The sequence below is a fragment of the Mycobacteroides sp. CBMA 271 genome (assembly GCF_009729205.1).
GTDB lineage: Bacteria > Actinomycetota > Actinomycetes > Mycobacteriales > Mycobacteriaceae > Mycobacterium.
In genome coordinates, this window is sequence record NZ_VTHB01000005.1 from 126,678 (window position 1) to 140,762 (window position 14,085).

The window sequence follows — 14,085 nt, forward strand, 5'->3', positions numbered from 1 at the left end:
ACATGACGCCCGAACGCGGCGATGCATCGCCAAGCGCCGGATCGGTATCCGGACGACGGATCGCCGGTGCCATGGCATGGCAATTGGGCGGACGAGCACTGGGCCTGGTCGCCACGATTGCGACGATCGCACTGACCACCCGCGCTCTTGGTGCGCAGACCTACGGCGATCTCAACGCAGCGATCTTCTTCATCGGGCTGTGGACGAGCCTGACCGAGCTGGGTATCGGTGCCGTCATCGTGCGCCGGGTGTCGTCGGGCGGCGGGAGTCTCGAGCGGCTGGTCGGGGTGAACTTCGGCTTCTCCCTTGCCTACTGTGTGCCACTGACCGTGTTGGCCGCAGCGACCGGCGTGCTCGTCTATCGCGGGCAGCCCGAGGTCGTGTCGATGCTGTTGATCATCAGCGGGAGCCTGGCGCTGACAACCCTCGCAAGCTGCCTCACCCCAGTGTTTGTCTCATCTGTCCGGTTCCCGGCGGTCGCGCTTGCCGATCTGCTTTCGCGAGTCGCGGTCCTGGGCTTCACGTGGATTCTTGTCACCAACGGGACCGAGCCGGTCTGGTTTGCGGTCGCTCAACTCATTCCGCCTGCGGTCTTGCTGCTCGTGCAGGGTATTGCGGCTCGGCGGATGATTCGGCTCCGCATCGTGATGTCCGTGCGTGAGACCTGGGACCTCGTACGTGAAAGCCTGCCTCAGACAGGGATTCTCATCATCGGGATCTTGTACTGGCGAATCGACGGAGTCCTCCTGAGTCTGCTGAGCACCTCCGTCGAGGTCGGCCGCTATGGGTTGGCGTATCAGACGGCGTTCACATTGTCGCTGGTAGGCGCCTTCTTCCAGGGGGCCACTCTGTCGACGATGTCGAATCTGTACGCCGCAGACCAGCAGCGATTCGCGCGCTTCATCGAGAAATCAGTAGCGCTGATGCTGTCGATGGCACTGCCCATCTCGGTCGTCGGGTTCTTCGTGGGGCGCGATCTCATCGAGATGCTGGGTTCCTCGGAATTCGTCGACCAATCGAGTCTGGTCATGCCGCTGCTCCTGGTGGCCGTCGGCCTCACGTTCCTGACCGGGACCGTTAGCCAGGCCTTGTTCGCCGCACACCACCAATCGTTCCTTTTGCGGCTCAACATCTTCAACCTCATCGGAAACATCACGCTGAATGTCCTGCTGATTCCACACCTGGGCTCGGCAGGCGCTGCGATCGCGTTGGTGACCAGTGAGGTCGTGGGACTGGTGGCCGCTACCGCCAGGTTGACGACGTGCAGCCCCTATCGCACACCGTGGATGTTCATTGTCCGGCTCGCGATCCCGTTGATTGCCGCGGTCGGTGCTCTGATGATTACCGAGCTGTGGCTTCCGCGATTGCTCGCCGCGCTAGTTGCCGCCGGAGTGTATGTCGTGGTGAATCTTTCGACGGGCCCGGTTCATCTGCGGGACATCCGGGAAGTGCTCCGCAAGGCATCGTCCGATGAATGACGTGCACGGGGGAATTGCGGTGCTGATCGTGGCGTATGGCCGCCCCGATCTGCTCAGCGATTGTCTGCGATCGTGCCGTGTTCACCTGGGCGATCTGCCGGTGCACGTGTGGGACAACTCCGAACTCGACCATCCGGGAATGAGCGAAGTTCGGGCGTCGTATCCGGCCGTGAACTGGCACGGAACGGGTGTCAATCTCGGATTCGCCGCTGCCGTCAACAGATTGGCGGACCTCGTGCCGGGTGCGCACATGCTGCTGTTGAATCCCGACGCAATCGTCAGCGGCGCCCTCGTGCGGACACGCGCTCAGTTGACTGCTGATACCACGGTGGCCGCGGCGGCGCCCCGGATAGCCGCGGCCACCCCATATCCCGGCGAGATGCCTTGGTTCAACGCACATCGTGCACCCAATCTGCTTCGGGCACTGGTGTCGCGTGCGGGCTATGCCCCCGCGCTCTCCGGACGCTCAATCTCCGAGTTGTACCGAACGCCCCCCACCGAGGTGGACGGATACCTGACCGGCGCCTGCTTATTGATCAACCGGCGGGCGTGGAACGCGGTAGGCGCCTTCGATGAGGAGTTCTTCTTATACGGCGAGGAAGCCGATTGGCAGCTGCGGGTCCGGTCGTCGGGGTGGAGATTGATCTTCGTCGATGAACCGGGAATCACTCACAGCGCCAAGGGAACTGTCGTGGGGGATCAGCAGCGTAGCCTGCGCTCCGATGATCTGCTTCGCGCCAACATTGCCCTCACTCTTGAACATGCGAAGGGGGCGCGAACCGCCGACCTGTATCTGGCCGGGACATCCCTACTGGATCACCTGCAGCGTTCGGCGCGCCGCGTGCGTAAGGCACGGATCCGACGTGACACCGGACAACCCCAGGTAATCCTGACCATGGACCGCCTCGCCGACGGGGACGCGCAACGCCAACGCGTGCTGCTGGCAATCGAGTTGGATCGACGCGGATACTTCGTGACCATCGCATGCATGCGGCGCCTCGGGCCGTTAGTGGCCGAGATTCCTCCGACGGTTCGGGTGGTTCGTCAACCCTGGTGGTGCCCGGTGTTCGACCTCGGTGAGGGTCCGGCGATCCTGGTTTCGGGTGACACCCTTGCCGAGATTAGGTGCGCTGCGTTGTGGCGCCCGTTCGGGAGGTCACGCAGAGTCATAGCCCCCAACATGCGCAGGTGTCTTGAGGGGACAGCGGACATGAAAACGATGGCCGACTCGTACGAGGAAGCCCTTATCGCGGTGCTGAAGGACTGATTTCGCCGATGAGAATTCTCTGGCTGTCGCCCTGGATGCGTCCGCTGGCTCGCGTCCACGCCGAGGCCCTTTCCGCTCAGGGTGCCTCGGTGCTGTTGGTGACCACCGACATGCATCCGGAATCCGGGCCGGCACGGGACTACGAGCTGGTGCTGCCGCACTCGCTGAAACAGGCTGCCAGCTGGGCGCCCTGGGCACGCGCGGTGCCGAAAGTTCGCGCGTTCCAACCCGATGTGGTGATCACCGAGCTAGTTCTCGATCCCCGTTGGCAGATATTCGGCGCGGGCCGCCCGCGCGTACTGCTTGTCCACGACGACAAGCCCCATGATGCCTCCGAAGAACGTGCGCGTTGGCGAAACGTCCTATTCCGCACGTGGGAGGCCGGTGCGCGCCAGCGTGTCGCATTCAGTGACTACGTAGCGCGTGAGATCGCTTCACACGCACCGTCACCGGTCGGCGTCGTTCCGCTGACCAGTGATCTCGACCCGAACCGGGTGCCGCCCTTTGTGCCTGCGGCCGGTCGCCGTGATTTCGTCCTCGTCGGGCGGCTCAATGGCTACAAGAATGTCGAGGTCGTCTTGCGTGCGTGGGACGCTCACGTCCGTGGACCGCTGTGGCAGGGAGACCAATTGGTGCTTATCGGCGACGGCGATGTCGTTGCCTCCCTGCCCGATTCGGTTCGGTGGATCAGCGGCCGTTACAGCTATGACGATGTGCTGCAACCGCTCTCCACGGCAAAGGCATCGCTGGTGCACTACCGGCAGGCCTCGCAGAGTGGAGTGCAGACACTGTCGATGCAGCTCGGGGTGAACACCATCGTCTCCACGGAAGGCGCATTGCCTGAGTTTCAGCCGTGTGGAGAATTGGCGCTGGACCGAGACGACGTGCCGGGCCTGACCGCGGCATTCGATCGGCACGCGGATCCCGCGGTCGCCGCGATGGCGGGATCCGCGGCGCGCGAGCACTATGCGCAGAACTTCACCGCCGAGCACGCCGCAACGAAGTTGCTCGCGATATGCGCGCAGCTTCTCCCTCGCGATCGTTCCGCGCGGTGACCGGTAGGAGGGCCTGGCCGCTGGTGCGCTGCGTTGGACTGCTGGTGCTGGCCGCGATCGTCGCCATGGCGCTACCGCGCGACTCCTGCAGGTCCGTCTATCCACGCGCCGCGGACACCGCACCGCGCCAGCTCGAGACCGGTCCACTGGTGGCCGGTTCTCTGATCGTCGAGTCGTGGGTGCGCGAGCATCCCGACGACCCACGCGCGGCGGCCATCCTGGAGCGGATCGCGCGATATCCGATCGCGATGTGGGTCACCGGTTCAGACGAAGACGACGTTCGCAACATCGGCGACATCGTCGAGCGCGCGCGGCGCATCGATGGCACCGCGCAATTGGTTCTGTACAACATCCCGGACCGGGACGACGGATTCTCCGGGCCCAACCACACGGTCACCTCCGCCGTCTATCGAGCATGGATCGACCGGGTGTCCACGGTGGTAGGAGACGCGCGCATGGCGCTCGTTGTCGAACCCGACGCATTGTGGTTCGCCGATCGACAATCCCTGGAAGGCACGGATTTCGATGACCGCATCCAGTCCCTGCAGTATGCGGTGCAGGCATTCTCGGCGCGCAACGCCCGGACGCGAATCTACGTGGACGCCGGAACGTCGTCCGGTTCGGTGACGCCCGAGCGAATGGCGGCGCTGCTGGCCAAGGTTGGCGTTTCCGACAGAGTCGGGTATGCCCTCAACGTCTCGTCGTTCGCCCCGACCCGTGAGATCACCGCGTACGCCCAACGCATCCGGGCGTCGTTGCAACGGTGGTTCGGGGTGCGCGACCCGCGCTACATCGTCGACACCTCGCAGAATGGCAACCCGGAATGGAACTTCGACTGGTGCAACCCTGCCGGCCGCCTACTGGGCACACCGCCGGCCGTCGGCGGACAGTCCGACGGTCTCGATATGAATCTGTGGATTCTTGCTCCGGGCGCCTCCAACGGCCCCTGTGGCAACATCACCGACGCGCAGGGTGGAGAGTTCAGTCCCACCCTTGCCGCAACGTTGCTGCGCTAGCAGAGTCCCGTCGCCCAGCGGCCCTCCAGATCCGGAAAGCGTTGGTGAACCTCGTCATAGAGATCGGGCAGGGTGAGCAACACCTCGTCGGGATCGGCTGCGACCAGATCGGCGGGCGCAATGATGGGGATGTCGGTGCCGGGCATGCGGCGCCCCTGCTTGGCGAGAGAGGCATCGGCGACTGCCACCACCGACTTCGTCGTCAGCGCCGCACGGGCGAACAACGCCACCGTGCGCGAGGCCGCCCCGTAGGCGTACACGCGCCGGCCGGATGACCGTTTGCCCTCCAGCCACGCGGTGAGCCGGTGCACCTGCTCGTCCACCGCACGCTGCAGCGGGATGAATCCGTCCGCCTCGATAGCGCCGATTGCGTTCTCGCGGTGGACAATCTGCTCGACCGCGGGAGGCGCAGGGTGTTCACCGTGGCGCGCCGCGACCAGCAAGGTGCCGCCGTAGAGGTCAAATTCCCAGATCCCCACCACCGACATCCCGACATCGGAGAGCATTCGGCGCAGCGCTGTCAGGGAGTAGTAGGCGAAATGTCCGTGCCGTAGTGAGTTCCACTGGCCGAGCTCCAGGATGGTCGCGATCGAGTGGAATTGAAGTAGCAGCACGCCCTCGGCGCTAGTGCGGCGGGCGCGCGTCCTGATTGCTGCGGATTGGTCGGCGTCGTGCATCATGCCGAAGCTGTCCAGCACCACATCTGCGGGCCCACCCAGGGCCGGATCAGCGACCTGGAAACCCTTGGGAGTAACAAGGTTCAGCCAGCTCCCGCCGTGCGGACTCGTGAATTCGTACACTGTGTGCCCGGCAAGAAGGCCGGCCGCCTCCACCCGAGCCACCGCATCGGCAGCCTGATCCCGCAGAGCTTGCGGTTCCACCGCTCGCGGTTCCTCGGTGTTCGTGTCGTCGATCTCCAGCTGCGCAAGTGCACACTCCGGACACAGGGTCATCGCCAGGGGATGCGCCTCATCCGCGCTGGACGGGCTGGCTGCGGTGGGAAAGTGATCTGCGGCTGGAACGGCACCCAGGTCAAGCACCCGCGCCAACGATTGGCCGTGGCAATACCGGCATCTGATCACTGTTGGCGCCCGGATCGTTCCGTGGTACGGCAGGATGGCATTGTGCGCATCCACACCACCGACATCGACGGCGTGCTGTTGATGGAACCTACGCCACACCACGATGACCGCGGATTCTTCACCCGCACATTCGATGCCGCGATCTTCGATGAGTACCAGACCAGAACCGGTGGTGCGGTCCGTGCCGCAGACTTCCTGCAGGACTCCCAATCACGTTCGCGCCAAGGCGCGTTGCGGGGTCTGCACGGCCGCTCGGGCCGCGGTGAAAGCAAGCTCATCCGATGTGCACGCGGCGCCGTCTTCGACGTGCTGGTGGACGCGCGCCCCGGATCATCGTCCTTCGGACAGTGGCAGAGCTTCACTCTCGACGATTCCACCTTTGCGCACCTATTCGTTCCGGCCGGCATACTGCACGGTCATCAAGCGCTGACAGAGTGGGCCGACCTCTGCTACCGCATCGACCGACCGCATGCCCCGGCCGAGGACGTCTCCGTCGCGCGCGACGATCCCGACCTCGGTATCGACTGGCCGCTTCCGGTCACTGTCATCAGCCCCAAGGATGCCGCCGCGGGCAGTTGGGCGGAGTTGACCGGCCGCTGACCGTCTCACCGGGCGACCGGGCGCAGACTGTCGTCGACGGCCCCGGATTCGCGCAGCTTCTTCAGGTGGGCGAGTCGGGTGAAGGACTGGCGGAACATCGATTCGGTGAGATTGCCGGCGATGCACTGCTCGTAGAGTTCCTTGGCGCCGGCCTCGATCGACCATTCTGCGCGGTATCCCGGTAGTGCCCTCCGAATCGCCGAGAAGTCGACACGATAGGAGCGCGGATCGGCACCGGTTTCCCCGGTGATGGCCAGCGTCGAGTTCGGCACCGCGGCAACGGCGGCCTCCGCGATCTGCGCCACGGTTTGATTGTTCTCCTCCGTACCGACGTTGAACGCCGCGCAGTGGATCACTTCTTTTGGCGCCGTGAGACATTGGAGGAATGCGGTGGCGATGTCGCGGGCATGCACCAGTGGACGCCAGGGTGTTCCGTCGGACAGCACGCGGACCTCGCCGGTGAGAACCGCATGCCCGACAAGATTGTTCAGCACGATGTCGGCGCGCAGTCGGGGCGAGTATCCGAACGCCGTGGCGTTGCGCAGAAACACCGGCGAGAACCCGGAATCGGCGATCGCGGCGACATCGTCTTCGACCCGAACCTTGCTCTCCGCATAAGGTGTCAACGGTTTCAGCGGGGCGCGCTCAGTCACCAGGTCTTCGCCCGCGGACCCGTATACGGAGCACGTCGAGGCGTACAAGTAGCGGCTCACCCCGGCATCCTTGGCCAGCTGAGCCAACCGTACCGAGGCGTGATGATTGATGTCGTAGGTGAGGTCTGGTGCGAGCGCGCCGAGCGGATCGTTGGACAGGGCCGCGAGGTGGATCACCGCATCGAAACCGGCGAGTTGTTCGACCGTCACATCGCGCAGGTCGACCGCGATCGACGGGGGATCCACAAGTTCCGGCCCCAGCACGCAGTCTGCGAAGAGGCCAGAGTCCAGGCCAACAACGTCATGACCGGCGTCGGCCACGACCTGGGCCATCACTGTGCCGAGATAACCCTGATGGCCGGTGATGAGAACCTTCACTGCGGCGCTACTCCTAACTGGGATGTCGCCGACGGTGCGGCTCCTAACTCGATGGTTGCCTTTTCCAACACGAAGGCTTCGGCGTATCGGTGACGGCATTGCACCCCGCGCACCCGCGCCAGCGCACGGAAGGTCTCTTCGTCGAACCAATCGTGTTCGCGCTGCGACGGATAGTGCATGTACAGCAGATCGGCCTTGTCCCGGACCACGTCATCGTCTAGCGGCTGAAACACGGTCGGTGTAGGGGTATCGGTTTCCCACTTGACGATCTCGTAGCCCAAGATCAGGTGGTCGCGGAACTCGGTGGGCGCCAAGGTCGCCAGTAGTCGATGGTCTTGATGAGCGTCCTCGCGCTGAGGAGAGAAAACTACCGAGGCAGCCGCCTCACGGCGAAAGGCCGCCAGGGCATCCTTGATCTCGTTCCAATGCGCGGGGGCACGTCCGTCGGGGAAGTCGAGCACGTCGAGAACCACCTCGGCTCCGGGGCAAAAAGCCTCCAGTGCCGAACGTTCCTCGGTCTCACGTACGGAGCCGCCCCCGGTAAGCACAAGGGCCCGTACCCGCAGACCGGGCCGGCGGTTGGCCATGGTGAGCAGCGTTCCGCCCATGCCGATCGCGATATCGTCGCAATGCGCTGCCAGCACCGCGATTTCATCGACAGCGCCTGTGCTTAGCTCGATCACGTGGTGGCCGGCTCCTGCTCCCAGACCATCCACGGGCGTACGCCCTTGCGGTAACCGTCGTCTAGTTCCGCACGTTCCTTGAAGGTATCGGCGGGCTTCCAGAATCCGCTGAACTTGTACCCGAACATCCTGCCCTCCTTAGCCAGTGAGCCGCAGGCATCCTCGACCAGATCGCCACCCGCGGGCAGATAGTCGAAGACATCCTGGGAGAGCACGAAATAGCCACCGTTCTCCCACATATCGAGTTTAGAGACTGCGGTGATCTCGGTGACGGATCCGCCGTCGTTCACGTCCACGGTATGAAAAGACGACTGCGGTGGAACCAACAGCATCGATGCGGCGGCACCCGAACCTTGGAACTTGGCCACCAGGTCATCCAGGGGAGCGTTGGTGAGAACGTCGGCGTAGTTGGCGAGGAAGTATGGATCGTCGCCGAGGTGATGGCGGACGCGGCGTAACCGTTCGCCGATAGGCGATTCGGCCCCCGTGTCGGCGAACGTGATGGTCCAGTCGGCGATGTCGGATTGCAACAGTTGCACCTTGCCATCGGCGAGGATGAAATCATTGGACTGAGCCTCGTTGTAGCTGAGGAAGAAATCCTTGATCGCCTCCGCGCCGTAACCCAGACACAGGATGAAGTCCTTATGTCCGTGGTGCGCATAGTATTTCATCACATGCCAGATGAGCGGACGCGGCCCCACCATTTGAAGGGGTTTGGGGATCACGTCCCCGGCTCCGTTGCGCATGCGCATGCCGAAGCCGCCGCAGAACAGCACAACCTTCATACCGATGCTCCTTTTGGCTCAACGTGAGGTTCGACGACGTGTAGCCGCGGTAGGGGATAGACGAGCTTGCCGCCCCATTCGCCGATATGCCGCAGCTGTGCGGTGATCTCGGTTTCCAAGTTCCACGGCAGCACCAGCACGACGTCGGGTTTGTCGTCGTCGATGCGGCCTGGGGAGTACACGGGAATCCGCGTGCCGGGGCTGAACATGCCCTGTTTGTAAGGATTCCGATCGACGGTGTACTCCAGGAGATCGGTCCGGATGCCGCAGTAATTCAGCAGAGTGTTGGCCTTGCCGGGGGCGCCGTAGCCGACGACGGTCTTGCCCTCTGCCTTACAGGTGAGGAGGAACTGCAAGAGCTCCAATCGGATTCGTTCGGTTGTCGCGCGGAACCGCTCGTATCCGGACAGTTCATGCAGGCCCGCGCGCTGTTCGAGCTCCAAGGCCGCTGCCACCGACGGTGCGATCTCGGGCCGGCATTCACGCGGACGCGCCCATAGTCTGATTGAACCACCGTGCGTTTCAAGGAGTTCGACGTCCACAACTTCCAGATCACCTACAGCGAGTGCCTTTTGGGCCGCTAGCACGGTGTAATACTGAAAGTGTTCGTGGTAGATGGTGTCGAACTGGCCGAGCTCGATGAGGTTAAGTGCATGGTGCACCTCGATGCTCACCCAACCGTCATCGGCAACGAGCCCGCGAAGCGCATGCGTGAACCCGCGCAGGTCGGGGATGTGCGCGTACACGTTGTTTGCTGTGACCAACCGCGCGGGCCCGTGTTCGGCACGCACCCGGGCCGCAGTGTCCTCGTCAAGGAAGGCCGTTAAGGTCGGAATGCCCTTGTCACGGGCCGCTTGCCCGACATTGACAGAGGGCTCGATTCCTAGGCAGCGGATGCCGGCCGAGACGGCATGCTGGAGCAGGTACCCGTCGTTGCTAGCTACTTCGATGACGAAGTCATCCTGGTTGTCCGGAGAAAGGCCCAGGCGTGCAATGGAATTGGTGACGTACGTGCGGGCATGGTCAACCCAGCTGTCTGAGTACGACGAAAAGTACGCGTACTCGGTGAAATTCTCCTCGGGGCTAATCAGCGCCGGAATTTGCAGCAACATGCAGCTCTGACAGAGTCGCAGGTGCAGTGGATAGGTAGGTTCCGGCAGGTCAAGGTCGTCTGCGTGCAGAAACTTCTGGCAGGGTGGGGTGGCCCCCAGGTCGACAACGCTGAACAGATGTGTTGAGTCGCACAGGCGGCAGCGCACCGATTTCTCCTTAGCCAGCTATGTGGAGCACGCATGTCTCCAAACCCGGCGCTAGGGTACCCGGTTCTCGGCGCTACTGCGACCAGCGGTTCGCGATCAGGTTGAAGCCGATCTCCTTGGTGTTCTGCATGGCCTCATACAGGCGGTAGTACGAGATGTAGCTGATGCGCCATTTCCCGTCGACGCCGCGGCGATAGCGGTCGGTGTAATAGGAGGTACCGGTGATCACCACGCTGTGCGCCGGAACGATGACGACATCGCTCATGGCCCAGCTGCCGGTGGCGGTATCGCCGTCAACCTGGATCTCCGGGTGACTCATGGTGTGCACGCTGGTGATATCGGTCGTCAGCGACGTTCGCATGTAGTCGACAACCTCAGCCCGCGAGGTGAACTCGAGCGGTGCGCCGTGCACCGCGGTGCCGTATGTGGCTTGAAGGTCTTCGGTAAGAGTCTCGGCGAACTCGTCCCACATCTTGTTGTCGAGAGTGCGTGCATAGCGGTACTTGAGCTCGGTGATTTCGTGGATATCGACAAGGTCAGCGAGGGTAGGACTTTCCATGCAGCCAGTCTTAGCACGCCGGCAGGGATGCGTTGCCGAATCTGTACAGGACGACATGGACAGTTCCTAACGAGATCATCCGAGATCGCTGTGCGTGGTAGTACATTTGTCCTGTATATGTCAGCCGTTCGGAAAAGGTGCCCCATGAACACAATTACTCGTCTTGTTGTGGCGCCTGCGGTGGGCGTTATGGCAGCGGCATTCATCGGTTTCGGGGGAGCGGTGGCCTCGGCTGAGCCGAACCCGCAGCCGCCCGTCCCCGGCGCGCCCAACTCGCCATCTCACGGATCCCTCGTCGACCAACCGAGTGACGACGGAAACAGCGGCTGGGGTTACTTGCCGGGCGCCGCGGGCTCTCAGTGCGAGAACGCTTGGGTCGTGTGCGGTTCCGACAACAACCCGCCCGAATCCAATATCTCTCCGGGAAACGATGACTCCGGCCAGTGGGTCAGCGCACCAGGCGAGACGGGCGCGGAGTGCGAGAACCCGGGAGTTACCTGCACTGACGTCGGCTAGACCGGCGCGTAACACCCCTGCCGCGCGCTACCCTCAGCGAACGATCGTTCGATAAAGGGGACGTATGCGCGGGCGGGTTTGGTTGGCGGTGGCCATTGTTCTGGTGTCGGCAGCGTGCGGACCGCCGCCGGCCGAGGGCATCGAGATCGTTACCAATGGTGAGACACCGGCATCGCCGCAGCCCTCCACCACAACCACTAAGCCGACCGTCAGTATCACCGTGCCGATGCCGCCGCCCACCGGCGGCATCGGGGATATCAAGCGCGGCAAGCGATTCAACGAGGCGGTACGCCTCGCCAGCCACGTGGTTGCCCCCACGCTCGTCGACCCACGGTTTACCGCCCACGTCGGCACGTTGATCCTCTACAAGGAGGGGCTGATCGGCGACGGTTTCGATAGCGACGGTCAGTTTGATAAGGCCATCGAACGCTACGGATTCGTCACCGGGGTCCAGACGTACCGCCAATTGGCGGGTGCGTCGGATCCAGCCTCCGCGCCTGGGAACGTGGAGAACATTGTGCTTGTCTTCAAGGACGACGCCTCCGCGGCGGCTGCTGTCGAAGCAGGTTACCGATTACGCGGCGAACCCGCGGGCGACCCGAGTCTGCGCGCCGAACCGACGGAAATCCCCGGCTTTCCTGACGCCAAGGCCTACATGTCACGGACCACCCGTGACGGCAAGGTCACCCATATCCAGACGACCGCGTACCTACAGCGCGGCCCGCTCGTGATCAGGCTCGTGGTGGCTCAACTCCCGGATGCCGAGCGTGTCGATCTGATCGCTCGGTACCTGGGTCGGCAGGCAAACGCATTGGAGGGCTTCACACCGACGCCCCTGGGACAACTGAAAGATTTGAAGGCGCCATTCGATCCCGAGGGCAGTATCAAGAAGATGGTGATGGAGGAGGAGACGGTTGGCCCGACCGGGGCCGGCGGTGTCTTCGACGCAACCGGTGGCCTGCTGTTCATGTCCGATGCACAGCAGGCCTTGGACGTCTTCAACGCCGCGGGCGTGGACCGATTCATCGGTACCACCACCGGCGAGGCTTTCCGGGTCTCCGATGAGTCTGGAGCGCCCCGCGTCCTGGAAATGATGGTCGCCATCCTGGCCTCGGACAACAGGTATGCGCCGTTCGATCTGCCGGCGGGCGCTCCGGCCGCGCGCTGCTTCAAGGAGACAATGCTCACCGAGGACCCGTATACGCGATGTGCGCTGTCCCGTGGACGGTACGTCGTGTACACGGGTGGCCCGCTCAAAGACATCGCCGCACGCGTACAGAAGCAATGGGACCGGCTCGCGGGCTAGTACATGCTGCCGTAGGCGAGCGACACCCAGCTGTGCTGGCCGTCGGCCCCCTGCACCTTGATGGTGTGCGCCACGGATGGGTCAGCCTTGACGGCAAGCAGCATCAGGATGCTTCCGGGCTTGCCCGGGTCGTCCCCGCATATCCCACCAACGGGCACGGGCGTGCTGTCGAGGGTGATGTTGACGTTCGGTCCACCGGTGCAGAGCGCACCGATATGTGCACCCTTGCCCGTCGCGGAGGGTTGGGGTGGCACCTTGATGTCGTAGCTGCCGGTTCCGTCCTGGGTGGCGGCAATGACAGGGTTCCTCAGGCTGCGAAACATGTCGTGCAGGCGCTTCACCGGGTCGTCGGCGTCGCGCGCTGCCGTCGGCGGGATGCTTCTCGATGTCGAGGCTGCCATTGCTGAAGTCGTGGATACGCGGGTGATGCCCGGGTTGCTCTGGCAACCCGAGATCACTTCGGCACACGTGACAACCCCCAGCAAGCTGACCAATGCTCGATTCATCCTTCGAATCCAAACACGGTAGCGGTAGATCTTGGTGCCCTCGGTGAGATTCGAACTCACACTGCACGGGTTTTGAATCCGTTTCCTCTGCCAGTTGGGATACGAGGGCCTTGCGTTACGGGCGATGTGGTGGCCGTCGGCCAGTCGCGCGATCTCCAACCTTAAGGGATGCGCAGCGCCGCTTTCACCAGGGTATCGCCGCGCCCGCGACCACATGCGTCACAATGGTCGCCATGAACGATGGTCTTCGCGTAAGCGGCTTACCTGCGACCGGCCCTGACAACACTGAATCGGCGGCACCGGCACACCGCGTGCTTGTCGCCGAGGACGAAGCGCTCATCCGCCTCGACCTGGTCGAGATGCTCCAGGAGGAGGGCTATGAGGTGGTGGGTCAGGCCGGGGATGGGCAAGAGGCCGTCGACCTGGCTGTGGAACTCAAACCCGACCTGGTGATCATGGATGTCAAGATGCCGCGTCGCGACGGCATCGACGCCGCGTCTGAGATTGCCGCCAAGCGCATCGCGCCGATCGTCATCCTCACCGCGTTCAGCCAGCGTGACCTGGTGGAGAAGGCCCGCGACGCCGGCGCCATGGCGTATCTGGTCAAACCGTTCTCCAAGACCGACCTGGTGCCCGCCATCGAGGTCGCGGTGAGCCGTTTCGGCGAAATGGCGGCGCTGGAGAAGGAAGTTCAGACGCTCTCCGACCGGCTGGAGACCCGCAAGCTGGTGGAGCGCGCGAAGGGCGTCCTACAGTCCACCCAGGGCCTCACCGAACCGGAAGCGTTCAAGTGGATCCAACGCGCCGCGATGGATCGCCGCACCACCATGAAACGCGTTGCCGAAGTGGTGTTGGAGACGCTCGACACCGACACGACAAGCTGAAACGCGGGTAAGCACTGCGCGTTGCCCTCCGGTTGGCTATGTTTTCTGATCAGCGATT

At 63.5% G+C, this 14,085-nt stretch carries 15 protein-coding genes and 1 tRNA gene; 8 read left to right on the forward strand and 8 right to left on the reverse strand.

Features of this window, described 5'->3' with window-relative positions; translation table 11 throughout:
- The first annotated feature begins 2 nt into the window (after positions 1-2).
- The 4 genes from FZI91_RS14365 to FZI91_RS14380 are packed head-to-tail and all read left to right on the forward strand — an operon-like array spanning position 3 to position 4,816.
- The gene (locus FZI91_RS14365; protein ID WP_155939685.1) at positions 3-1,478 is read left to right on the forward strand and encodes a flippase; all 1,476 of its coding nucleotides are present in this window, start codon (positions 3-5) and stop codon (positions 1,476-1,478) included.
- On the forward strand, positions 1,471-2,745 hold the full coding sequence (locus FZI91_RS14370; RefSeq protein ID WP_155939686.1) for a glycosyltransferase: 1,275 nt from the start codon (positions 1,471-1,473) through the stop codon (positions 2,743-2,745). The genes FZI91_RS14365 and FZI91_RS14370 overlap by 8 nt, the downstream gene beginning before the upstream one ends.
- Positions 2,746-2,759: 14 nt before the next feature.
- A complete protein-coding gene (locus tag FZI91_RS14375) occupies positions 2,760-3,800 on the forward strand; it encodes a glycosyltransferase family 4 protein (RefSeq protein WP_162525831.1) in 1,041 nt (346 codons plus the stop codon).
- Positions 3,797-4,816 carry a glycoside hydrolase family 6 protein gene (locus tag FZI91_RS14380; protein WP_162525825.1) on the forward strand — a complete coding sequence of 340 codons (1,020 nt, stop codon included), beginning with the start codon at positions 3,797-3,799 and terminating at the stop codon, positions 4,814-4,816. The genes FZI91_RS14375 and FZI91_RS14380 overlap by 4 nt, the downstream gene beginning before the upstream one ends.
- Here FZI91_RS14380 and FZI91_RS14385 read toward each other — a convergent pair.
- On the reverse strand, positions 4,813-5,952 hold the full coding sequence (locus tag FZI91_RS14385) for a class I SAM-dependent methyltransferase (protein WP_309224083.1): 1,140 nt from the start codon (positions 5,950-5,952) through the stop codon (positions 4,813-4,815). The genes FZI91_RS14380 and FZI91_RS14385 overlap by 4 nt on opposite strands.
- On the opposite strand from FZI91_RS14385, the gene FZI91_RS14390 reads away from it, so the two are divergent.
- A complete protein-coding gene (locus tag FZI91_RS14390; RefSeq protein WP_162525826.1) occupies positions 5,941-6,498 on the forward strand; it encodes a dTDP-4-dehydrorhamnose 3,5-epimerase family protein in 558 nt (185 codons plus the stop codon). The genes FZI91_RS14385 and FZI91_RS14390 overlap by 12 nt on opposite strands.
- A gap of 5 nt (positions 6,499-6,503) precedes the next feature.
- Here the strand turns inward: FZI91_RS14390 and FZI91_RS14395 are convergent, their stop codons facing one another.
- The 5 genes from FZI91_RS14395 to FZI91_RS14415 form a co-directional block, all read right to left on the reverse strand.
- The gene (locus tag FZI91_RS14395) at positions 6,504-7,529 is read right to left on the reverse strand and encodes an NAD(P)-dependent oxidoreductase (RefSeq protein WP_162525827.1); all 1,026 of its coding nucleotides are present in this window, start codon (positions 7,527-7,529) and stop codon (positions 6,504-6,506) included.
- Complete coding sequence (locus tag FZI91_RS14400; RefSeq protein ID WP_162525828.1) at positions 7,526-8,212, reverse strand: PIG-L deacetylase family protein; 687 nt, start codon at positions 8,210-8,212, stop codon at positions 7,526-7,528. The genes FZI91_RS14395 and FZI91_RS14400 overlap by 4 nt, the downstream gene beginning before the upstream one ends.
- The gene (locus tag FZI91_RS14405) at positions 8,209-8,997 is read right to left on the reverse strand and encodes a glucose-1-phosphate cytidylyltransferase (RefSeq protein ID WP_155939691.1); all 789 of its coding nucleotides are present in this window, start codon (positions 8,995-8,997) and stop codon (positions 8,209-8,211) included. Before FZI91_RS14405 ends, FZI91_RS14400 begins: the two co-directional genes overlap by 4 nt.
- Positions 8,994-10,256: a class I SAM-dependent methyltransferase gene (locus tag FZI91_RS14410; RefSeq protein ID WP_162525829.1), complete on the reverse strand. Its 1,263-nt coding sequence runs from the start codon at positions 10,254-10,256 to the stop codon at positions 8,994-8,996. Before FZI91_RS14410 ends, FZI91_RS14405 begins: the two co-directional genes overlap by 4 nt.
- Before the next feature lie 73 nt (positions 10,257-10,329).
- A complete protein-coding gene (locus tag FZI91_RS14415; RefSeq protein WP_155939693.1) occupies positions 10,330-10,815 on the reverse strand; it encodes a nuclear transport factor 2 family protein in 486 nt (161 codons plus the stop codon).
- 144 nt (positions 10,816-10,959) lie between these two features.
- Between FZI91_RS14415 and FZI91_RS14420 the strand changes: the two genes are divergently transcribed.
- Together FZI91_RS14420 and FZI91_RS14425 are read left to right on the forward strand one after the other, a co-directional pair.
- Positions 10,960-11,331, forward strand: a complete 372-nt coding sequence (locus tag FZI91_RS14420; RefSeq protein ID WP_155939694.1) for a hypothetical protein — start codon at positions 10,960-10,962, stop codon at positions 11,329-11,331.
- A 64-nt stretch (positions 11,332-11,395) separates the two neighbouring features.
- Entirely contained in the window at positions 11,396-12,637 is a 1,242-nt protein-coding gene (locus FZI91_RS14425) for a hypothetical protein (RefSeq protein ID WP_155939695.1), read from the forward strand.
- Here FZI91_RS14425 and FZI91_RS14430 read toward each other — a convergent pair.
- Entirely contained in the window at positions 12,634-13,143 is a 510-nt protein-coding gene (locus FZI91_RS14430; RefSeq protein WP_155939696.1) for a hypothetical protein, read from the reverse strand. The two genes, FZI91_RS14425 and FZI91_RS14430, sit on opposite strands and share 4 nt — an antisense overlap.
- A 32-nt stretch (positions 13,144-13,175) precedes the next feature.
- Positions 13,176-13,252: transfer RNA gene (locus tag FZI91_RS14435), tRNA-Leu, on the reverse strand.
- Between the two features lie 124 nt (positions 13,253-13,376).
- Here FZI91_RS14435 and FZI91_RS14440 point away from each other — a divergent pair.
- A complete protein-coding gene (locus FZI91_RS14440) occupies positions 13,377-14,027 on the forward strand; it encodes an ANTAR domain-containing response regulator (protein ID WP_155939697.1) in 651 nt (216 codons plus the stop codon).
- Positions 14,028-14,085: the final 58 nt, after the last annotated feature.